The organism is Pedobacter nanyangensis, from assembly GCF_003313505.1.
Taxonomy (GTDB): Bacteria; Bacteroidota; Bacteroidia; order Sphingobacteriales; family Sphingobacteriaceae; genus Pedobacter; species Pedobacter nanyangensis.
In genome coordinates this window covers 435585-459101 of record NZ_QMHO01000002.1, presented here as the reverse complement: position 1 = coordinate 459101, position 23517 = coordinate 435585, and the positions used below count along the sequence as shown (strand labels likewise).

Genomic DNA, 23517 nt, shown 5'->3' with positions numbered 1-23517 from the left:
ACATGAAAAAACTCATCTTTTTATGGTGTTGTATTGTTGGGGTTTTAGCTTCAAAAGCACAGGATTACCCCAAGGAAATAAAGGTAGCCAAGGATGGAAGTGGAGATTATACTACCATCCAAGAAGCGGTAATGGCTGTTCGTGATTATAGCGATGTACCGGTGCAGATTTATGTTAAAGCTGGCGTTTACAGGGAAAAACTAATTATTCCGGCGCAAAAAACGAAAATTAAACTTGTTGGAGAAAGCAAGGAAAACACCATCATCACTTATGATGACTATGCGGGGAAAGGTAACATCAATACCTATACTTCACACTCGGTTTTGGTACAAGGGAATGAGTTTGTTGCAGAAAACCTAACCTTCGAGAATAGTGCAGGTCCAGTTGGACAAGCAGTAGCCCTGCACGTACAAGCTGATCGGGTAATCATTAAAAATTGTAAAATCATTGGTCACCAAGATACGTTGTTTGCCTCGGCAGATACCAGCAGGCAATATTATGTAGATTGTTATATTGAAGGTACTACCGATTTTATTTTTGGAGCGGCAACAGTTGTTTTTGAACGTTGCCATATCCATAGCAAAAAAAACTCCTACATTACCGCGGCCTCCACTACCGAATATCAGCCTTTTGGCTTTGTGTTTTTTAACTGTAAACTAACTGCCGAACCAGCAGTTAAAAAAGTGTATCTGGGCCGACCTTGGAGACCTTTCGCTAAAACAGTGTTTATCCATACGGAAATGGGCGACCATATTTTGCCCCAAGGTTGGAGCACCTGGAATAAAAATGAAAACCACAAACAAAGCTACTACGCGGAATATGGCTCGTTCGGGCCAGGTTATGTTGCCGGCCAACGGGTAGATTGGTCGCACCGGCTCAGTAAAAAGGAATTAAAAAAATACACCCTAAAAAATATTTTCAAGGGTAGTAATCAATGGCTGTCAGAAACTAATTAAATAGAAAGATGAGAAGAAATCAGTTATACCTATTGTTGGGCGCATTCATGTTTTTAGGTTGCTCAAAAAAAACGGAAGCTCCCGTGGTAAAAAAAGATCCGGTAGGTAACGAAGATAAGCCTGTTCCGGTGCAGGAAAATGCTTATGCCTTTCCGGGTGCCGAAGGCTACGGCAAAAACGCTACGGGCGGCAGAGGCGGAAAAATCATTAAGGTGACCAACCTGAATGATGCGGGAGCAGGAAGCTTACGGGAAGCCATTGCTACCTCTGGAGCTCGAATTATCGTGTTTGAGGTTTCGGGTAATATCATCCTTAAAAGTAAATTGCAAATTACCAATGGGGATTTAACCATTGCTGGCCAAACGGCGCCTGGCGATGGCATTTGTATTCAAAACTATGAGATGAACGTGAACGCAAATAACGTGATCATCAGGTATATGCGTTTCCGTATGGGCGATTTGACACAAAATGAGCAGGATGCGCTTTGGGGACGTGGTAAGGAAAATATCGTGATTGATCATTGCTCTATGAGCTGGTCTATTGATGAATGTTCGTCATTTTATGCCAACAAAAACTTTACCATGCAATGGTGCATCTTGTCAGAAAGCCTGAACAAATCCTTTCACGAAAAGGACGATCATGGTTATGGTGCGATTTGGGGCGGTTCGAGCGCTACGTTTCACCATAATTTGCTGGCGCACCACAATAGCCGTAACCCCAGGTTTGATGGAGGCAGTAGGGCAGGAACGGGGAAAAGCACTTTTGGTGTTGACCGGGTAGATTACCGTAACAACGTGATCTACAATTGGGGAGCAAATAGTAGTTACGGCGGCGAAAATGGCGAATACAACATTGTGAACAACTATTATAAAGCTGGGCCGGGCACTTCTTCAAGCAAACGCAACCGAATTGTAGAACTGTATATGGAAACAGATGTAGCTACTTATGCTCCTGGATATGGAAAGTTTTACGTAGCCGGAAATGTAGTGACCAACAGTACTGCCGTTACGGCCGATAATTGGAATGGCGGCGTGGATAGAAATTCGAGTTTAAGTACGGCAAACTTTGCACTGGCCAAGCAAACAAACCCTTTTACAGCCGAGCCTACCACCATACACACTGCCGAACAAGCCTATAACATGGTTTTGCTTTATGCCGGAGCGAGTTACAAACGTGATGCAGTGGACACTAGGATAGCCAATGAGGTGAAAAATGGCACGGTTACCTATAATGGTTCCAAAACAGGTTTCAAAGGAATTATTGACTCGCAAACCGATGTAGGCGGATGGCCAGTTTTAAATCAAACTGCAGCCTTGAAAGACACTGATGGCGATGGCATGCCTGATGAATGGGAAATTGCCAATAAACTAGATCCGAATAAGGCTAATGCAAACGGTAGGGATTTAAGCACTGCTTATGACAATATTGAAGTTTACATCAATAGCTTGGTAAAAACCATTACCGAAGCGCAATATAAATAGCTGGCCGTTGGCAAAATGAAATGAATTTCTGCAATTCTGTTCATGGTACTTTGTTTGGTTTATTTTGCTCAAAGGTAAATCCCAAAGCCAGTTGCTACTTATTTTGATCTTGAGGTGATTAGGTAAACCACAAGTTTTACACGATTGTTTTGAGCTTTGATGTTGTGCCGGGTTTACTAACGCTCGGTAATAAACCTGATTGAGCGGATTAGCCCGCAGGTTGAGCTTGCCGAAACCGAGGACTATGAGCGAAAGCAGGGCAGCAGGTTCAAAAGTGCAGGTAATTTCCTTTTCAAAAGGTGTAAAACATTTAGGTTGTAACTTATTGTTTACAACCGATCTATTGGGAACGTTTGCACAGTTATTTTCGAGGTTTTAGTTCGTTTACTGCCCTAAACTATGTAGACTTGTTATGGAAACATGATATACGTTATGCGTAAAAGTTGTATTGGTGCTTGATCGTAAGTGCTCACAACAGTTTTAAACCATTTATAAATACCCACATGAACATGAAGAAAATTGTAGCTTCGATATTTGCCGTGATAATAGCTGCGCCAATGTTTTCGCAGGCGCAAAAGGCTTCCTCAAAAGCCTATTCGTTTAATAACTTGCCTGTAGTAGCTCAAACTTCTTTCAAAAAAGATACTTTCAATATTGTTAACTACGGCGCTAAAGGCGACGGGGTAACTTTGGTGACCAAAAATATTAATGATGCCATTATTGCCTGTAGTAAAAAAGGTGGGGGTGTGGTGTTGGTTCCAAAAGGTTTATGGATTACGGGGCCAATTGAACTAAAAAGCAATGTCAATTTGCACCTTCAAAAAAATGCTATTTTACAATTTACCCGAGATTTTAGCCAATACAACCTGGTACAAAGTAACTGGGAGGGGCTGCCGCAAATGCGCAACCAATCGCCGTTATGGGCTACCAACCAAACCAATATTGCCGTAACGGGACAGGGCATTGTTGACGGTGGTGGCGATGCCTGGCGAATGGTTAAAAAAAGTAAACTGACAGAAACCCAATGGAAAAACCTGGTAGCTTCGGGCGGGGTACTTTCCGACGATAAGAAAACTTGGTATCCTTCGCAAAAGAGCTTGGATGGATCTAAAATAAAAGGGAACCCGGGCGAAATTAGCGCTGATAGGAATGCTGAATATTACGATTCTATCAAAGATTTCTTTCGGCCAAACTTATTGGTGTTTACTTCATGTAAAAAGGTTTTATTGGAAGGAGTTACCTTTCAAAATTCGGCAGCATGGAACATTCACCCATTGATGTGCGAAGATGTGACCGTGAGAAATGTGTACGCTAAAAACCCATGGTACGCACAAAATGGTGATGGTATTGATATTGAATCATGCAAAAATGTGTTGATAGAAAACAGCACTTTTGATGTGGGTGATGATGGAATTTGCATCAAATCAGGCCGTGATGCCTGGGGCAGGAAACGTGCCATGCCTACGGAAAATGTAATTGTTAGGAATAGCACGGTTTATCATGCCCACGGTGGTTTTGTTATTGGCAGCGAAATGAGTGGAGGTGCAAAAAACATATTTGTGTACGACTGTACTTTTATTGGGACGGATATAGGCCTGCGTTTTAAAACCACTAGGGGTAGAGGCGGTGTGGTTGAAAACATACACATCAAAAACATTAATATGATGGATATTCCGGGAGAAGCTATCCTATTTGATATGTACTATGCGGCGGTTGACCCCATTGCACTGTTGGGAGATAAACGTGAGGCGCCAAAAGTTGAAGCTTTGCCTGTAACCGAGGAAACACCCGTTTTTAAAGATTTTTACATTGATAATGTGGTTTGTGATGGTGCAGGAAAAGCCATTTTTATACGTGGTTTGCCAGAAATGAGTATTGCCAACATCAACCTTAATAATATCCATATCAAATCAAAACAAGGTATTGATATACAAGAAGGTAAGAAGATTAACTTGAGCAATGTAAAATTAACGATTGAGCATAGTAATCCGCTAATCAATATTCAGAATGGTAATGAGGTGAGCTTGAAAAATATCAGTTATAGTAGCGCCGATTTGCTTTTCAGAATTAGTGGCGATAGAAACAGTAACATTAAAACGTGGGGCTTAGACGTTTCAAAAGCGCAACAAAAATCAGTGTTTTTAGGGGGCGCTCAGGAAAAATCATTGCAAATCAACAAGTAAGTACATGAACAAGGTTTTTAATTATAGTGTCGTAGCGGTTGCTTCATCGGTTTTATCGTTCAATGCGGTGGCGCAAACGCAACCACTTTCGCAGCAAATGGCTGCTACGGTAATGGAAATTTGGAAGGACTCTTTAAACCTTAATCCAGAAGTGCCTAAAAAAGTAAAATGGGCTTACGACCAAGGGGTGGTTTTAGAAGGGATTGATGGTGTTTGGAGAAGAACCGGAAACGGCGAATATTTCAAATACATGCAAAAAAGCATGGATTTTTTTGTGACCAAGGAAGGTAAAATCGAACGATATAAACAGGCTGATTATAACATCGACAACGTTAAAAATGGTCGTATTTTACTCACCTTGTACAAGGTTACCGGAAATAAAAAATACTTTACTGCAGCAACCACATTATGGGAGCAGTTAAAGCAACATCCCCGAACCAAGGAGGGTGGTTTTTGGCATAAAAAAATCTATCCCTATCAAATGTGGTTGGATGGTTTGTACATGGGGCAACCTTTTTATGCCGAATACGCCGCTTTAGTTAAAGATGAAAGGGCTTTTGACGATATCGCCAATCAGTTCGTATGGATGGAGAAAAATGCAAGGGATGCCAGAACAGGATTATTATACCATGGATGGGACGAATCTAAGGCAGAGGCCTGGGCCGATAAGGCCACCGGCAAATCACCTAATTTTTGGGGCAGGGCCATGGGCTGGTATGGCATGGCCATGGTAGATGTATTGGAGAACTTTCCTGAAAAACACCCTCGTAGAAAGGAAATTATCGCCATTTTGAATCGTTTTGCACAAGCTGTACAAAAAGTACAAGACCCAAAAAGCGGTTTATGGTTTGATGTGTTAGACAAGCCTAACGAAAAAGGCAATTATCTGGAGGCTTCGGCTTCGAGCATGTTTGTGTACACCTTTGCCAAAGCCATTAGGAATGGTTGGTTACCTGTTTCCTATTTCACGGTAGCAGATAAGGCCTATAAAGGTATTCAAAGAGAATTTATTGAGCAGAGAGCTACAGGAAAGGTTAACTTAAAGGGAACGGTTGAAGTATCGGGCCTAGGCGGAAAACCTTATCGCGATGGGAGTTACGAATATTATGTAAGTGAGAAAGTAATTACCAACGACCCAAAAGGAGTTGGAGCTTTTTTGTTAGCCGCTAATGAAATGGAAATGGCCGCTACCCCTAAAATAGGAAAGGGCAAAACCGTGGTGCTGGATTCTTATTTCAATAACGAAACCAAGAAAGATCAAAGCGGTAATGACCAATCGTGGCATTACAAATGGGATGAGCGCCCTAACGGAGGATTTTCTTTTTGGGGAGAGCAGTTCCAAAACTCCGGTTTTAAACTCCATACTTTATATCAAGCGCCAACACAGGCAAACCTCAAAAATGCGTCGGTTTATATCGTGGTAGATCCTGATTTTGAAAAGGAAAATCCGAATCCAAATTTTATTACAGCGCCAGATATTAAACAAATTACGGCATGGGTAAAAGCCGGTGGCGTACTGGTGTTGATGGGCAATGATGCGCCTAACGTGGAATTGACTAATTTCAATAAGCTGGCAAACGTTTTTGGTGTGCATTTTAATGGCGATAGCAAGGGAACAGTTCCGGTAGCCGCTAACTTTGAAACTGCCAAAGTTGTTGTGCCCGCTGGAAACGAAATTTTTACCCCCAAAGACCTGTTCATTAAAGAATATAGCAGTTTAAAATTGTCGGGAAATGCCAAAACTATTTTAAAGGACAAGGATGGAGATGATCTAATGTCGGTAACCAAAATTGGAAAGGGAACTGTTTTTGTAATTGGGGATCCGTGGTTATATAATGAATATGTAGATGGCAGAAAATTGCCCGCAAAATATAAAAACTTTGAAGCAGGTCAAGAACTGGTGAATTGGTTGGCAAAGCAAGCTGCCGCAAAGAAATAAAACTGAAATTGACATGAAAAGTGTACTAGGTATTCTGATTACTTGTGTAGGTTTAAGTAGTTGTGCAACGGCTCAAAATGCCGCTAACGCCATGCTTAAAACGGATAGCATTGCGGAAAAAATGTTGGTGTACCAGTTGAGCAATGGCGGTTGGCCTAAGCAATTGGAAGATAAGAGTGTGGTGAAATACGAATATCCACTAACCGAGGGCTTGATGCAGAAGATCAAAGCGACATCGCCGCTCCATGCAACCATTGACAACAATGCTACAAGTAGAGAAATCAATGCTTTGGTTTTAGCATATAAACAAACGGATAATAAAGCATATTTAAAGGCAGCCGAAAAAGGGATCGATTATCTTTTGAAAGCACAATATGCCAACGGTGGATGGCCACAATATTATCCGGATAAAAGCAGCTACAGAGGAGAAATTACCTATAATGATAATGCGATGATTAATGCCCTAACGGTGATATTGAACATCGTTTATCAAACCAATGGTTTCGAGGTGGTAAATGCTAATTATCGGCCTAAGGCCGATAAAGCGCTGAAAAATGGGATTGATTGTATTTTAAAAACCCAGGTGGTGCAAAATGGTAAACCTGTAATTTGGGCAGCGCAATATGACGAAAACACCTTAAAGCCTGCTAAAGCCAGGGCTTTTGAGCCAGCATCGCTAAGTACAGGAGAATCGGTTGGCATTGTAAGGTTTCTGATGAAGTTGAAAAATCCAACAGCAGAAATTAAAATCGCTATAAAGAATGCCATAAATTGGTTTGAAAGTACCAAAATTGTAGGCTATAAATACGGAATCATTGCTCCTAACGATAAGGGGTTGGTTGCAGATACAACGGCAATTAGTTGGGCCCGTTTTTACGATTTAAATACCAACAAGCCCATATTTGGAGATAGGGATAATTCTATTAAAGCTAGCATAGAAGAAATCAGTAAGGAGCGAAGGGTAGGCTACGCCTGGTACGGTACTTTTGCGCAAAATTTACTGGCCAAAGAATATCCTAAATGGTTAAAGGCAAACGGCAAGTAAAGTCTTCTGGTATGGATACAAACTAAAGCCCATCAGTGTTGTAAATGTATCTTGATTGCGAATTAGGCGAAAGGCCCCTTTGGTGAGTGCAGCCATCTCTGTAACCGTGTTATAGAGCAGGCTAGCGAATACTGGGTTAAGTTTGTATAGGAATTTCAAAATATGCTTAAGCGAATTCTAGTTTTTCTGTTTGTTTTTTGGTGTGCAAACACCTTTGCCCAAAAACCATACAAGGTGCTTGATTGGAAAGGAGATGTTTCCCTGAATACCTATCTGGTGCAACAAATGCGGAGGCAATATGAGGAACGTGCGGTTAACTTTTCTGAATCATTAAACTCCAAGGCACAAACAGTTGCGTACATTAAATCCGTAAGGCAAAAGGTCAAAGCCCTATTTGGCAAAATGCCCCAAAAAACAGCATTAAATGCTCAAGTAACCGGTGTAATTGAGCAAGATGGCTACAAAATTGAAAAAATCATTTATCAAAGTTTTCCAAATCATCACGTAACCGCCAATTTATATCTTCCCCAGGCAGCCAATAAGCTTCCGGCGGTATTGCTTTTTTGTGGGCACGAAGATATTTCAAAGGCCACCGAAAGCTATCAAAAAACGGCTATTCTATTAGCAAAAAATGGTTTTGTAGCTTTTGTGATTGATCCCATCTCACAAAGTGAGCGGGTACAGCTCACCAATAAAGACGGAAAGGCGCTCACCAGGGGTTCAACCACTGAACACACATTACTCAACTTGTCCTCCAACTTATTAGGTACTTCAGTTGCTGCTTACGAATTGCTTGATAACCAGGTTGGTTTGGATTACTTGTTAACCAGAAAGGAAGTTGATTCGTTAAACATTGCATGTATGGGCAACAGCGGCGGGGGAATGCAAACAATTTACTTTGCCGCTATTGATGATAGGGTGAAAGCCATTATACCTTGCAGCTATTTGGCCAGTCGTGAAAATACCTTAGCCACTACCGGTGCCGCCGATGGATGTGCGCAAGTCCCCAACGAAGGCGCTTTTCATTTGGAAATGAGCGACTACCTGATTGCCGCTGCGCCAAAACCTATATTGGTACTTGCCGGCCGGTACGATTTTATTGACTATAATGGCACTTTGCAGTCAGTCAAAGATTTAAAAAAGATATATGCGAGCCTCGGCCATCCTGAAAAAATATCCTTATTTACTTTTGATGATGGTCACGGAATTTCAAAGCCTAAAAGAGAAAAAGCCGTACAGTGGCTTCGCAAATGGTTTTATAAGGATGATAAAATAGTTAAAGAGCCGCCGTTAGAAACCTTGCCCAATACCGATTTGTTTGCAACTTCTACACAAGGGGTAAACTTAAGTTTTTCAGATGAGGTTACCGTTCACAAGAGGAATGAAGCGCTTTTTGAACAATATGCCGAATCCCGTAAAGCATTTGGAAAATTGGATCCAGTGCAGCGAAAAAAGGCCATCCAAAGTTTGCTGAATTTGAATTTAAGCTCGCAGGAGCTGCATGCCGAAAAAGTAGGTGAAGTGCTGGTAAAAGGTTTGCATTTTGATAAGCTGATTATTCGAAAAAACGGACAAATCCCATTGCCAATTTTGGTGGCCTATCCCAAAAACAAAATAAAAAAAATAGCAATCTGGCTGAGCGACGAAGGGAAAAATACGTTGATGGATAGCGTTGATATTTCTGAGGAAGGCACAGCCTATATTTTCGCTGACTTAAGTGGAACCGGAGAAACGATGGATAAGCCAGAAATGAATGATCCAAAGTATTTCAGTAAAGACTATCGTAATGCAATGTTGGCTTTGCATATTGGTAAACCGCTAATTGGGCTAAGGGCTGAGGAGATCATAACACTTCTGGACTATGTATCAAGCCATAAAAAGTTATCACCGGTTAAAATAGAAATCAATTCAAAAGGAAATATTGGTATAGCAGCGCTGCATGCGGCTTTTTTTAGGCCAGAAATCAGCAAACTCCAATTACACCAATGCCTCGAAACCTACCAGCAGATCCTTAAACAGCCTTTAGTAAAGGACAGGTATGGTTTGGTAATCAATAACGTGCTTGAGTATTATGATATCCCCGATTTGATTGGTTTTATGAAACACACTCAGGTACTATTTCATAAATAATTTAACTTTTATCGAGCCATTTCCAATAAACTACAGTCTATCTTAAAACAAATAGACTCATGAGATATATTCAACCTAAATTTAAAATTACCGCATTAGCTTTTCCATTGTTGTTGCTGGTTATTTATTCATTTAAAAACAATAAGGAAGTTTTAGAGGCTCCGTTTACCTACAACGGTAAAACATATCAACCAGGAGATACTGTGTATGGATACAAACAATATGTGAAACTGGTGGTTGGAGATACCGAGGCACCGCTGATATTGGGAGTCCCGCATGATGGAACTAGCGTCGGTAACCCCGAAATTCCAGAAACGGGTACCACGGGCAGGGACATCAATACTTTGCCTTTGGCGGTCGAAATAGCCGCAAATTTCAAATCTTCTACAAAAAAGCGCCCCTGGATGATAATCAACACTATTGCCAGAAAAAGAATGGACCCAAACACCTTTCCATTAGAGGTGGATAAAAGATATCAAAATGAAGATGCAAAAAATAGCTATTTGAGTTATCACGATTTGTTGAAACAAGCTATAACGTATATGGCCGAGTACCAGAAAAAGGATAAAGGTGCCCTATTTCTAGATTTGCACGGACAGGCACATACCTATCAAAGTCCTCAAACCTATATTTCTGTTAATGGAAAAACCATGGAGAGCAAGTTTATTGATCAAACTGAACTAGGCTATGGTTTAAGCAACTATGCCATTTCACAAAGTGACGAATATTTAGATAAACTGGCAGATTCTTCCTCTATTGCAGCAATTGCCAAAGCAAATCCACAAATACCTTTTTCGCAGCTGCTCAGAGGACCTTATAGTTTTGGGGGTTTATTGGAGAAGGAGAAAGTGATGGCCATACCTAGCCCTAATTTAAAAACAATTGAAGAGAATGCCTCCCTGTTTGGAACAGATGCGGATGGCAAGCCTAAAAAGAGGCCATATTTTAACGGAGGCTACTGCACTCGTAAATATGGCACGGTAATTTTGGGCGCTACCAAAGGCTTTCAAAATAAAATTTCTGCGATACAGGCTGAAACACCCGGGATAACGGTTAGAAACAATCAAAACATTAGGGAGGTAGCGGCTGAGAGGTTCAACAGGGCAATTATAGGTTATTTAAATAAGTGGTACGGCTACAACTATAAGAGCAGGTAGCGCTATACTTTCTAATCCATTAAATTTTAAGTCGTTGCAAGCAATTTGCAGCGACTTTTTTATTGGGTAAAAATGGGGAATTATCCTACCGTTTTAGTGGTATTACAATGCGAATACGAATGATTGTTTTGTGTAAAAAAATACCCATAAAAATAGCTTTATCATGATATTTTAAAATATGTGTGGAAATAATTTCACTATGTGTAAAATATCATTTATTTTCGAGACAATTATTCCTGAAAGCGCTTGGTGCCCAAGGAGTCATTTGCCCAACACAATTAAGAGTAGACACACGTTTTGTTAAAATTTTATACCGCTCGGAATAAAGTATTTAAGCAAATGAAGTGCAAATATTTAAATAGCTATGCTTGAAAATAATGTACTAAAGTTTGTGATGTTAAGGTATGCTTCACTAAGCAAAAGCTTTTGTGTCTGTGTGTTTTTGCTACTATTGGCTTCCCAGCTCAAGGCACAGGTTTGTGGTACTTCCGGAATAGACGGACCCAGCACTAATACAAATCCGATCAATACTTATTATCCGGTATCGGGAGAGAAAATCCTGAACGCAGGTCAAAACTCTATTTTATTGGAAGGGGTGCCCGCTACAGATGCCTATGGAAATAACTATGGGAATGTTGGTATTCGTCCAGGTGATTTGATTTTGATTATTCAAATGCAGGACGCATTAATTAATTACAGCAACAGCAACCTATACGGCAGCGGTACAATCTACAGCGGGGCTGATGGTTTAGGTGGTACAGGATATACGGATATTGGCTTTTCAGGGAAATTTGAATACGTAATTGCACTAAATGCAGTGCCTATTACCGGCGGTACATTGAATTTTCGCGGTGCGGGAGGTGGAAATGGCGTGGTAAATACCTACGTAAACGCCGCACCAACCCCTACCAGAGGGCAACGACGATTTCAGATTGTGAGGGTGCCCCAGTATTCAAATCTGACACTTACTGCAGATATTACTACGGTACCCTACAACGGAAAGGCTGGTGGGGTAATTGCCTTTGACGTTGCTGGTAATATGAATTTTGGCGGGTTTAAAATAGATGCCTCTCAGAAAGGGTTTAGAGGTGGCTTTGGTCCAGTGGCCGCCTCTAACCGTAACAGAAATGATGTTTACGTGGGTAATTCATCAATTACAACTTCGGTGGGTAAAGGTGAAGGAATTGCGGGTACGCCACGTTACATGTTTGATGGCTATAAAGATTTTGACAATTTAAATGAAGGATTGCCGGGAGGTTCCTACGGAAGAGGTGCTCCGGCCAACGGCGGCGGTGGTGGTAATGATCACAACTCCGGCGGCGGCGGAGGAGGAAATGGCGGCTATGGTGGGGTTGGTGGCAGAGGGTGGGAATCTTATAACTCAAATACCAACACGTATCCCAATGGGGGAAGACCAGGCAGCAACGTTCCTGTGGATGTTACCCGCTTGATTATGGGCGGTGGTGGTGGTGGTGGCGACGCCAACAATGCCACTACCGGTGTAAAAGGTGGCGTTGGTGGTGGCATTATCCTGGTTAATGTAGAGAAAATTACTGGAGCAGGGCTAATTATGGCCAACGGTGGTGAAGGCCAACCTGGTGTTTTTGCAAACTCTCCCGATGGTGCCGGTGGCGGTGGCGCAGGAGGTACCATATTTGTAAGGTCATTAACCAACAGCGCCGGAGCTAACTTAACATTGCAGGCCAACGGTGGACGCGGCGGCAACACTTTAAATGATGGCGGTGACGAACACGGGCCAGGCGGTGGCGGCGGCGGCGGGGTAATTTACCATAATGTGCCAGGTGCGATCATTTCAACTTCGGTTATTGCTGGCGTAGCGGGGCGTACAAATAACGGAGCGGGTATAACCCATCAAGCAGAAGGTGGTACCGACGGACAGGCATTGGGCTTTACCAGTGCCAGCTTACCTCCTCATTTACAAGGCGGTGGGCAAATTTGCTATCCTACACTCACCACAGTTTTAACAGAGGCTAATCCAGGTATCCCCGGAAGTAGAAATCCTGGGACTACCGCTACTTATACACTTACCATTACCAATAGTACTACGGGAGGAAATGCTGGCGGTGTGCAAGCAGAACTCCGTTTGCCAACAGGCTTCACATTAACTTCAATTAGCGCTACGCTACTGGGCGGAACCGCTGGCGCTACTAATCCTCCCTTAGCTTCGGCAGGCGGCGTTTATTATATCGGTTCTACTAATTTAGCTGATGCATATAATATTCCACCTGGTGGGCAAGTGGTATTTACCATTAACGTGAGTATAGCCAATAACGTGGCCGAGGGGATGCACCATGCCAGTGCACAGGCCAGCTACCTTGATCCTACACGTACATCTGCAAATCCAAGTAGGAGAGTTACAGCGGCTACCAATGCCTTTGCCGGAAGTAATATCGCCTATGAAACAGGTGGTGCTGGAAATGTAAATGGTGTAAATTATAATGGTGATTTAGGGGCCTCAACCGGCGAAGATGTGCACATCAATGCTAAGCCTCGCCCTAACAACCTGGAAGAATATGTAATTGAATGTGATACAAAAGCGCAGGGACAACTCACCGCAAGTGATCCAGATGCGGCTCATACTGCCTCAACGTTGGTTTATACCTTGGAAGGAACTTATGATACCGCTAAGGGAACGCTAACTTTAAATTCGGACGGAACCTTTTTGTTTGTTCCGCTGATTCGTTTTTTTGGCACTATTATCATACAGTATCGTGTAACCGATCCACTGGGAGCATATGATATCGGAACATTAACCATCAACCAGCCCAAACCCTTACTGGACTTAACGGAAACCATTACCCACATCAGCACGTATGGTGCAAATGATGGTTCAGTTAGTATTGTTTCGGTAGGTGGAGTGGGTGCGCATACCTATCGTTGGGTGTATCCAAACGGAAACGTGGTAACTACCAAAGACATTAGCAATTTAGCACCAGGTCAATACACGTTAACGGTAACCGATGCTAACAATTGTACTTATTCCGAAACCTATATCGTTCGCGAACCTCCATTGGTAACACTTTTACCGGTGCAGAGTATTTGTGTTGGCGGAACCACCATTACCTTGCCCTATACCGACCCAAAAGTTAGCCCTACTGGTTATAGTATTGTTTGGGATGCCGCGGCACAAGCTTTAGGCTTTGTAAATGTTACCGATGCCATTTTACCTGCCATTACCGCACCGGCAACAAATGCAAATATCAGCGTGGCCGTGCCAAGTAGCGCACCAGCGGGAACTTACCACGCCTTACTGCGAGTAAAAAATGCAGCAGGCGACAGTAGCGGAAATTTAGCGTTTCAAATCGTAATAACACCCTATCCATCAAAGGCACATATAGAACTAGTTAATTAACAAAATAATCGTAGATACTATAACAACTCAAAAAGATGAAGACAACAATTACCCGCAACATTTTAACTACCTTAATCCTGCTTTTGGGCCTAACTTTTGCCAGTTATGCTCAAACGTATTATGATGTTTATTTGTGTGATAACGCCACAGCAACATTACAACCACAGGAGCCAAATTTAACTAATGGCGATAAGGTACATTGGTATTTGGGCGCTACCGAGGTTGCAGTTTACACCTATGCCGGAGGTACTTCAGCTAACTACACCGTGCCTGGAAACTTGCCGGTAGGCGCACATAGCTATACCACCCGCATTGAGTCGGCGGCAGGCTGTTTGGGTGATCCTTCTGATCCATTTTCGGTTTATAAACTTCCAACTAAAACTTTGGCACTAAGTACGCCAACCAATACAACCTATTGCGGCGATAACAGTAATCCGGCGGCTAACAGTTCTCAAATCACAGCAACAGCAAGTCCGGCGTCGCCATTGCCAGATGGTGTTGGCTATACTTACACTTGGACCGCTACGTTTAATGGAAATCCGGTAATGCCAATTACTACAATTGGTTCTAGCAACGGAAGTACAACCAATCAAAACGTGTTTACATTAACCGCTTCTGATGCAGGAAGTTATGTGTTGAATGCAACGGTAAATTATACGCTTTTGCCGGGAAACATCGGAGTGTTAAGAGCTGGTGCTGGATGTGAGGTAAGTGCAACTGCTACACAAACCATTACCATAACACCTAAACCAGGTAAACCTAGTATTTCTTTGGCCAACTAATAAAGCGTGGGGCTTCGGAGGCTAACATACTTGGTTGCATTGCTTTTACAGGTAGTTGTGGTAAAAGCGCAAACCGCCAAAGAAGTAAGAATACGTCAGGGAGGAACGGTACATCTTAGAGTGGACAACCCAAACGGCACTTATTCTTACCAATGGTATAGGTATGGGAAACCTATATCCGGAGCAAACACTTTTATGTACACCGCAGGTATTGAAGGCGACTACCAGGTAAGAGCCATCAACCAAGGTGATTGTCAATCAGATTTGTCTGATATATTTAGGGTAATTGTTGAATTTTCAAATTTGGAGGTTAAAAAGAAATCGGAAGATCGGTTTGTGGGCCCTAACGAGCCTTTTACTTATACCATTACGGTTCGTAATATCGAGAATACGGATAATCCCAATGTTCAACTGACGGATATTTTCCCTCCAAATTTGAAATTCATTTCCATGGAACCGCCAAGGCTTGGTACCGCCCAATACGCAAATGGTCAAATAACGTGGACCATTCCCTTGCTAGTGGCCGGTGCCCCGCCCGAAACCTTGGTCGTAAAGGCACAGGGCATAATTGCGGGTACCATTGTAAATACAGCTTCGGTTGAGAGTGGAGATCCAACGTTAACAGATCCAGACCCAGATAATAACAAATCCACTGACGTCAAGAAAATCATCGGTAACATAAAAGTGCCAAATGTAATCACGCCAAATGGCGACGGCAAAAATGACGTGCTGAAAATAGATGGCATTGAACTTTACAAGGAAAATAGTTTGGCTATTTTCAATCGATGGGGTAATGAAGTTTATCGAAGCCCTGGAAATTATATCAATAATTGGAGCGGTGAAGGTTTGAGCGAAGGAACCTACTACTATGTGCTCAAATTAGTTTCCAAAGAAGGTGCCCAAAGTGCCGTAACGGGCTACATTACATTATTAAGGGATAAATAGTATGGGAAGAAGACGTTGGCATATTATCTTTTTATTAACGACACTTAGCTTTGCTGGTTTTGCCCAACAGGACGCACAATACAGTCAGTATATTTTTAATGCGATTTATATCAATCCTGCGTATGCGGGTTACCGGGAGCGATTAAATCTCAATGCTACATATAGAAATCAATGGACTGGCATTAACGGTGCGCCTAAAAGTTTTTCATTTGCAGCGGATATGTTAATGCCCAATGAGAGAGTTGGCTTATCGTTAATTTTAGCTGCCGATCAGTTGGGGGCTCAGAAAAATCTATCGGCTTTTGCCAATTATTCATATCGTTTTCCGGTTAATGAGGATGAAACAAACAGATTGGCCTTTGGATTGGGCGTAGGGATGCAACAATTTGGCATTTATGGCGATATGCTGGAGCCTAGCGACCAAGGCGACAATTTTATACCAACAGGCGCAGTGAAAGAGATTGTGCCAGATGTAAGGGCAGGTGTTTTCTTTTCTACCCCACGAATGTACATAGGAGCTTCGGCAAATAACATTATTGGTAGATTTTTGATGGATAAGAAAAAGCTTGATTTCAATTTTCCAACCCCAAAACCTCATTTTTATCTCACGGGGGGCACACTTATCCCATTAGTAGAATACGAGATAGATTTTAAACCATTTTTCCTGATAAAGGATGATATTAAGGGGCCTACGGTATTGGATCTTAATGCTTTCTTTTTATTTAAACAAAAAATATGGATAGGTGCGGGCTACCGAACCGGTGTTAAATTGTACAATAAGCCTGCGGTTGTTGGCAATACCAAAAATCCAAATGCCTTAATTGGCATGGCCGAAATTTTTATCAGCGAAAAACTCAGGTTGGGCTATTCCTATGATCATAGCGTGGGAAGTTTGGCTGGCTATAGCGGTTCTACCCACGAAATTTCAGTAAGTTGGAATTTTATGACTGAGAGAGAGCGTCGCATCAATTTCTGCTATTTCTAAAGCTCATAGCTTAGGCCACGTTCAGCAACCTCCACTTGATAGCCTTCTTCCTGCAATGCGGTTTTAAAAGCCGTTAAACTACTGATCTCTCCGTGAACAAGAAATACCTTTTTAAGTTTGGATACATCTTGTTGCTTTACCGTTTCCATCAGGTCATTATGGTCGCCGTGTCCACTCAGCAGATCTGTTTTGGCAATTTTAGCGTAAACCATTAAATCTCTGTTTCGCAAGCGGATAATTGGGTCGCCCCGCAGTAACCTATCTCCTAAAGTTCCTTTGGCGCAATAGCCTATAAAAAGAATTGTGCAGTAATAATTTTGGATATTGTAGTAAATATGATCCTGTATTCTGCCACCTTCCAGCATACCTGCAGAAGAAATGATAATACATGGATCCAAGTAATTGCTCACAGCCATACTTTCTTTTTGCGTACGCAGGTAGGTAAGGTTTTCAAATTCAAACCCGTCTCCTTTGTCTAGATAAAAATCTTTGGCCTGATCATTCACATATTGATGATGTTTTCGATAGATATCTGTGGCATAGTTTGCCAACGGGCTGTCCACAAATACGTCTACGGGTGGCAACAGGCCCTTGTTAAATATTTGGTTAAGTTTAAAAATCAAAGATTGCGTGCGGCCGATACTAAAAGCAGGAATAATTAACCTGCCGGGATTTTTAATGCAGGTTTCGTTGATCACCTCAACCAAGGTATCTTCTAAAGACAACTTATTGCTATGTAAGCGGCCTCCGTAGGTAGCCTCGCAAACCAGATAATCAACAGGTGGCAAGGGCTCTGGATCAACTAATACGGGGTAGTTCTTTCGGCCAATATCGCCAGTGAAGGCAATTTTTTTGCAAACCCCGTCGTCGTTGATGTTTAAAACTACGGCAGCAGCACCAAGCAAATGTCCAACTGGAACAAAAGTGAGTTCAATATCGCCTTTAATTTTAAATGGCTTGTGAAAACCGATCGTTACAAACCTATCCATCGTTTCCATCACATGTTTTTGAAGGTACAAAGGTTGCGGGCCACTATTACCTCTTTTTTTACCACGATGTTTTTTATTTTGTTTGCCCAAAAAGATGTTAACCGAATCAAAAAGTAAAATTTCAGTTAAATCTGCGGTAGGTCCGGTGCAAAGGATTTGGCCTTGATAGCCCATTCTGATCAAAGTGGGCAAGTTTCCCGAATGATCAATGTGGGCATGGGTTAAAATAACCAGATCAATATCCGAAGGATTAAAGGGAAAGCATAAATTTTGTTCCTGATAAGATCCCTTTTCATAATCCAATCCACAGTCAATTAAAATAGTATAGTTTTTCAGCTGCAAAAGGTGCATGCTTCCAGTAACCTGTTGTGCGGCACCCCATATCGTTAACCTCATTCTTCAAAATCAAAATCAGCGTACAAGATATGTTTTTTGTACGGAATAGCCGACAATTGTGAAATATTTTGGCTGCAATACTCAATGTTTTTCATCTCCTAAAACTGATCTGATATAAGAGGCTTTTAGCGCAATTTTGTGTTTCAACTTCTTGTTTTTTGTTTTTTATTCGAATTTCGGCTGCTCGGCAAAAGGATATGTTGTTGGCTAAGATCGTATTTTGGCATAGTTTTTTCGAGAGGTATCGTAAATGGGGTAAGATTACCGATATAGTACAAACTATTTCATTCAGGAGTTGTTACTTCCATAAACTAATTAAAACTAAAAAACGATGAAAAATATATTAGCAATGATCGCAATTGGGGCTACAGTTTTGGTCTCTTGTGGTAAAAGCGATAAACAAGTCGCTTTGGAAAAGGAACAAGCAATAGCCAAATATAAAGACAGCATTAAATTGGACAGTTTTAAAAGAGCCGAAATAGATGCTGAAAAACGTAGGGTAGAGGAAAGACATCATGCAGAATTAGCAGCCGCTAGACGTAGCAACGCTACAAGCTACAGCGCTGGAAGTACAGTAACTACCTCTTCTGCTGGAGTTACCACTACCCAAGCTAAGAAAAAAGGCTGGAGTGATGCCGCCAAGGGCACTGCTATTGGAGCTGGCGTTGGTGCGCTAGGTGGTATTTTAATTGATAAGAACAATGCCCGTGGTGCTATCATTGGTGGTTTGGCCGGTGCCGGTGCTGGCTATGCTATTGGTAGGGCCGAAGACCGAAAAAGCGGCCGGGTGCAGAAAAAGCAATAAACTCGATCATATATATATAAACGCCCATGCCTAAAAGCATGGGCTTTTTTTATACCACATTTCTTAAAGACCAATTAAAATTGCGCTTACCAGTTCGCAGAAACATTTCTGGTTAAATAGTGTTATCCTAATAAAAAATAACTTATTAAGTTTGCTGTCAGCCATTAACAATCACATACATGAAAACAGATTTGATTGAAATTTTTCAAACCGTTAGAGCAGGGATGCAACCTTATGAGGCATTGGGATTTACCTCCAGACTTAATTCAGACCAAGAATATGACCTATGGAGCGAAAAGAATGTAACCTTGCTGGGACGTGAAAGAAAGGAAATTTATTTCGCAGGTTTAAAGGTACTCAAGAGCGATGTAACCCTTCATTTTATGTTACTTTACACCAATCCCGAAGCGCGTGATATGGTGCATCCTGACTTGTTGAAATTACTCAAGGGAAAATCATGCTTTCACCTCAAAAAAATTGATGATCTGCTGATGGAGCACATCGCCGACGCTTTGGATAAAGGTTACAAAATTTATAAGCAAAACGAGTGGGTTTAAATCCGTTATTTCAGGAAGATTTCTTTTTAACCGTACAAAATAGCTACCATGCTGTAGAGGAAATACAAACACATCCATTTTATGTGGTAAGTATTAAAGGGCAGGTATATGTTAATCTTTTACCCTTAAATGCTGTTTTTTTACCTCAACAACTTATTTCCCTACAAGCAATTTACGCACAAAAAGGCATTTTATTGGTACATCTTTGGGAAGATATATGGGCCAACAAAAGAATGCAGGTACTTAGCAGGTTACATTCATTTTGTGGCTTAAACCAAAGCCTGCATGGACGTAAGGGGAAAATTACTGAAGTTGGGGCAGAAGTAGCCCAAGATTTTTTGGATTTGCACCATCTACAGGGATATGTCAAAACCAAATACAATTTTGGGCTAACGTTTAATGGAGAGCTCAAAGCGGTGGCTTGCTTTGCGGCATCTAGGCCGATGAAAAGTAAGGGTACACATTATAAATCGGCCGAATTGGTACGTTTTGCTACCCAAAATGGTACAACCGTTGCCGGTGGGCTGGGCAAAATAATTTCACACTTTTTGGAGCAGGTGAATGTAAATGATTTAATGACCTACGCAGATAGAGACTGGTCATTAGGAAAGGGGTATGATAAACTTGGATTCCACTTATCGGGAAATACAACGCCCGTAACTTTTTATGTGGATACCCAAACCATGGTAAGGCATTATGCGCATCGCCTGCCAAAAAATATAATGGCGGCCTATAAAGCTCAAAATGTATTAAATTTGGATAGTTTTTTGACCAGCGTTGATCTGGTTAAAGTGTTTAATACTGGAAATCTCAAATATCATTTATACACCAATGCCCGATAAAAACTTGTTGATTGTACTTGGAGCAACCGCAGTGGGCAAAACTAAGCTGGCAGTACAATTGGCCCATACTTTTAACGGTGAAATCATCAGTGCTGATAGTAGGCAGGTTTTTAGAGATATGGATATTGGCACGGGTAAGGACCTTTCCGAGTACGAAATAAACGGGCAGAAAATACCATATCACTTGATCAACATTAAAGCCGCCGGGGAACATTACCAGGTAAATGCCTTTAAGCAAGACTTTTTTGGAGCTTTTGAAAAAGTGAAAAACGCAAATAAACTGCCAATTTTATGCGGTGGTACCGGAATGTACATCCATAGCTTGTTACAAAACCATGAACTTACGGCTGTTCCTGTGAATAACCACTTAAGGGGGCAACTTGGGTTGTTAAGCAAACAAGAACTTCAACACGAATTGTACAAATACCCCACCGAATTAACACAACAGGCAGATACCAGTTCGCACAAACGACTGGTTAGAGCCATCGAAATTGCCGAATACTTAACCCATCATTCGTTGTCTGCAACTAAAAAAACGCCCTTAAACCCACTTGTAATTGGTTTGTTTAACGAAGTTGATATCCGAAGGAACAAGATTTTAGCCAGGTTAGACGATCGCCTTTCCAATGGGTTAGTAGAGGAAGTCCAAAATTTATTGAACAAAGGGGTTAGGGAGGAAACATTGATTTTTTATGGTTTAGAGTATAAATTTGTGGTTTCGTACCTAAAAAAAGAAATCAGTTTTGATACCTTGAGAGAACGTTTGGGCATTGCCATTTGTCAATTTGCCAAAAGGCAAATGACATTTTTCCGGAAAATGGAAAAAGACGGAGTTAAAATTAACTGGGTTGAAGCAATAGATAATGAGAATTTGGTTAAAAATAGGGCAATTGATTTGGTTGAAAAGCAGTATTTTAATTCAAATTAATTGCATCTTCGCCACATGAACCGTAAAATAAGGCCAATTATAAAGTGGACAGGAGGGAAGTTTAGGGAATTTGCCTTATTCCAGGAGTACATTCCTGCGTTTGAGCGATACATAGAGCCTTTTTTTGGTGGTGGAGGCGTTTTTTTCGCACTACAGCCTCAAACACCTGCAATAATCAATGATAAAAGTCAGGACTTAATTCGATTTTATCGGCAAATTAAAAGCAGATCATTTAAAACCAGACTTCATCAATATGCTGATGCTTGGGACGAAGTGACTGCCTTATCTGAATTGATTTGGGAGAGTACTGGCGAAAAATTCTGCGAGTTTATACAAAACAAAGCTACACTTGCTGTTTTAACCGTTTCCATTGAAACAGAGCTTCGCCAAGCTTTGAGCACTTTAGAGGTTTTAAGCGACGAAGATTTCCTAAAAAATTCTGCTGATTTTTATCTGCACCTAAAAAAAAGTATAGAAAGCAAGGCCTCACGTTTACAAAAAATCAGTTTAAAATCAGTTGGTGTTTTTGGACCCAAGGAATTCAAAGTCCACTTTGAAACTGCGCTCAAAAGCGGAACCTACCTGTTTTTTAGAAATCTATTAAACAAGAACACTAAACGAAAACTGCTTAGTGAAGCCGATGCGGCAGCCAATTGGTATTTTGTAAGAGAATTTTGCTATGCCTCAATGTTTAGGTACAACAAAAAGGGCGTGTTCAATATCCCTTATGGAGGTATCTTATATAACAGGAAAAAATTCAGAAAAAAAGCCAATTCAATTTTTGTAAAGCCTGTGCAAGCCCTTTTTCAGCATGCAGAAATTCATAATCAAGATTTTGAAACGCTTTTATCCAGCTTACATTTAACGCCTACAGATTTCATTTTCATAGATCCCCCCTATGATAGCGAATTTTCGGAATACGACCAGAATACCTTTACGCAAGATGATCAGAAAAGACTGGCGAATTTTTTAATTAACTGTGCGGCCAAGTGGATGGTAGTGATCAAAGAAACGCCATTTATCCGTGAGGTTTATAATCATCCTGAGGTTAAAATTGCCACGTTTGATAAGAAATATGTTTATAACATGAGGGGCCGAAACAATAGAAAAGCCACCCATCTCATCATCACCAATTACTGAAAATTTCTCTTTTGTATAGCAGATTTGTTTAGTATTTAGTACATCATTCTGAAACAGATTCCAGCATAACAGATCTAAAAAACGAAATCTTATTTAGCGGATTAATCAATTGATAATCATTATGTTGTTTGTTGATTTTAGCGCAGTTTTAGCGCTTAATGGCATATTGTTTGAACATTTTGTGCCGATTGCTTGTTGTAACAAAAGCAATCACAAATGTTAAACAATAAGATGCTAAACCCTTCGCTTAAGTTCATTAAAATGATGATGAGGAATAGCATCGATTAATTAAAAAACAAATGAAAAAGTATACAAAATCAATAGCTGTTGCAGTAGCTGCTCTGGCTGTTTTCTTCACTACCAATGTTCAGGCACAATCCGAACCTACCAATCCATCTAGACAGAAATTGGGCATAGGTTTAAATGCAGGTATTCCAACAAATTCTGGTTCTAGTTTTGCACTTGGTGCCGATTTACGTTACCAAATAGATATCGACAGACAATTGTCCATCCCAATTACTACTGGTTTTACGTCAATTTTCAATAAAGATATCACCATGGGCAATACCACTGTAGATGTAAGCAATTTTAACTATATCCCCGCTAAGGCCGGCTTGAAAATTTTCTTCAGCGATAGTGGTTCAGGAGCCTATGGTTTAGCCGAAGCTGGTGCGGCATTTAGCACCAATACCGGCGGAGGAACTTGGTTTACTTATTCACCTGCAATTGGTTACGCATGGAGCAATGGTCTGGATTTGGGTGTTAAATATGAAGGACTTTCAAAAAGCGGTAACAACAACGGTTACGTGGGCTTACGCTTGGCCTATGGTTTTAAACTATAATTGTGGGTTAACAAATTATAATTAAAATATAATATTATTAGG

General features: G+C 41.2%; 18 protein-coding genes. 17 read left to right on the top strand and 1 reads right to left on the bottom strand.

Translation table 11 applies throughout. The features are described 5' to 3' along the window. Positions 1-2 precede the first annotated feature (2 nt). The 11 genes from DUT71_RS05120 (at position 3) to DUT71_RS05070 (ending at position 16976) form a co-directional block, all read left to right on the top strand. Positions 3-956, top strand: coding sequence for a pectinesterase family protein (locus DUT71_RS05120; RefSeq protein ID WP_113661438.1), 954 nt, complete (start codon positions 3-5; stop codon positions 954-956). Between the two features lie 8 nt (positions 957-964). Continuing rightward, positions 965-2437 (top strand): pectate lyase, encoded by a 1473-nt coding sequence (locus DUT71_RS05115; protein WP_113661437.1) that lies wholly within the window; start codon positions 965-967, stop codon positions 2435-2437. 509 nt (positions 2438-2946) lie between these two features. After that, positions 2947-4620 carry a glycoside hydrolase family 28 protein gene (locus tag DUT71_RS05110; RefSeq protein ID WP_113661636.1) on the top strand — a complete coding sequence of 558 codons (1674 nt, stop codon included), beginning with the start codon at positions 2947-2949 and terminating at the stop codon, positions 4618-4620. A 4-nt stretch (positions 4621-4624) separates the two neighbouring features. Continuing rightward, the gene (locus tag DUT71_RS05105; RefSeq protein WP_113661436.1) at positions 4625-6559 is read left to right on the top strand and encodes a glycoside hydrolase family 88 protein; all 1935 of its coding nucleotides are present in this window, start codon (positions 4625-4627) and stop codon (positions 6557-6559) included. A gap of 13 nt (positions 6560-6572) precedes the next feature. After that, positions 6573-7604, top strand: a complete 1032-nt coding sequence (pelA, locus tag DUT71_RS05100; protein ID WP_113661435.1) for a pectate lyase — start codon at positions 6573-6575, stop codon at positions 7602-7604. A gap of 162 nt (positions 7605-7766) precedes the next feature. After that, positions 7767-9734, top strand: a complete 1968-nt coding sequence (locus DUT71_RS05095; RefSeq protein WP_113661434.1) for an alpha/beta hydrolase family protein — start codon at positions 7767-7769, stop codon at positions 9732-9734. Between the two features lie 59 nt (positions 9735-9793). Beyond that, a complete protein-coding gene (locus tag DUT71_RS05090; protein ID WP_113661433.1) occupies positions 9794-10891 on the top strand; it encodes a hypothetical protein in 1098 nt (365 codons plus the stop codon). A 364-nt stretch (positions 10892-11255) separates the two neighbouring features. Then, a complete protein-coding gene (locus tag DUT71_RS05085; protein WP_162795946.1) occupies positions 11256-14264 on the top strand; it encodes an Ig-like domain-containing protein in 3009 nt (1002 codons plus the stop codon). Positions 14265-14299: 35 nt separating this feature from the next. Further along, positions 14300-15046 carry a hypothetical protein gene (locus tag DUT71_RS05080; RefSeq protein ID WP_113661431.1) on the top strand — a complete coding sequence of 249 codons (747 nt, stop codon included), beginning with the start codon at positions 14300-14302 and terminating at the stop codon, positions 15044-15046. Positions 15047-15076: 30 nt separating this feature from the next. Then, positions 15077-15991 carry a T9SS type B sorting domain-containing protein gene (locus tag DUT71_RS05075; protein WP_113661430.1) on the top strand — a complete coding sequence of 305 codons (915 nt, stop codon included), beginning with the start codon at positions 15077-15079 and terminating at the stop codon, positions 15989-15991. Between the two features lies 1 nt (position 15992). Beyond that, a complete protein-coding gene (locus DUT71_RS05070) occupies positions 15993-16976 on the top strand; it encodes a PorP/SprF family type IX secretion system membrane protein (RefSeq protein ID WP_113661429.1) in 984 nt (327 codons plus the stop codon). Here DUT71_RS05070 and DUT71_RS05065 read toward each other — a convergent pair. Then, positions 16973-18361 carry an MBL fold metallo-hydrolase gene (locus DUT71_RS05065; protein ID WP_113661428.1) on the bottom strand — a complete coding sequence of 463 codons (1389 nt, stop codon included), beginning with the start codon at positions 18359-18361 and terminating at the stop codon, positions 16973-16975. The genes DUT71_RS05070 and DUT71_RS05065 overlap by 4 nt on opposite strands. 331 nt (positions 18362-18692) lie before the next feature. Here DUT71_RS05065 and DUT71_RS05060 point away from each other — a divergent pair, with 331 nt between their 5' ends. The 6 genes from DUT71_RS05060 to DUT71_RS05035 all read left to right on the top strand — a co-directional run bounded on the left by DUT71_RS05060 (position 18693) and on the right by DUT71_RS05035 (position 23475). Then, positions 18693-19166 carry a YMGG-like glycine zipper-containing protein gene (locus DUT71_RS05060; protein ID WP_113661427.1) on the top strand — a complete coding sequence of 158 codons (474 nt, stop codon included), beginning with the start codon at positions 18693-18695 and terminating at the stop codon, positions 19164-19166. A 179-nt stretch (positions 19167-19345) separates the two neighbouring features. Then, positions 19346-19723 (top strand): hypothetical protein, encoded by a 378-nt coding sequence (locus DUT71_RS05055; RefSeq protein WP_113661426.1) that lies wholly within the window; start codon positions 19346-19348, stop codon positions 19721-19723. After that, positions 19714-20565, top strand: a complete 852-nt coding sequence (locus DUT71_RS05050; RefSeq protein WP_113661425.1) for a hypothetical protein — start codon at positions 19714-19716, stop codon at positions 20563-20565. Before DUT71_RS05055 ends, DUT71_RS05050 begins: the two co-directional genes overlap by 10 nt. Further along, on the top strand, positions 20555-21493 hold the full coding sequence (miaA, locus tag DUT71_RS05045) for a tRNA (adenosine(37)-N6)-dimethylallyltransferase MiaA (protein WP_113661424.1): 939 nt from the start codon (positions 20555-20557) through the stop codon (positions 21491-21493). Before DUT71_RS05050 ends, miaA begins: the two co-directional genes overlap by 11 nt. Positions 21494-21508: 15 nt before the next feature. After that, positions 21509-22633 carry a DNA adenine methylase gene (locus tag DUT71_RS05040; RefSeq protein ID WP_113661423.1) on the top strand — a complete coding sequence of 375 codons (1125 nt, stop codon included), beginning with the start codon at positions 21509-21511 and terminating at the stop codon, positions 22631-22633. Positions 22634-22932: 299 nt separating this feature from the next. Then, complete coding sequence (locus tag DUT71_RS05035) at positions 22933-23475, top strand: hypothetical protein (protein WP_113661422.1); 543 nt, start codon at positions 22933-22935, stop codon at positions 23473-23475. Positions 23476-23517 lie beyond the last annotated feature (42 nt).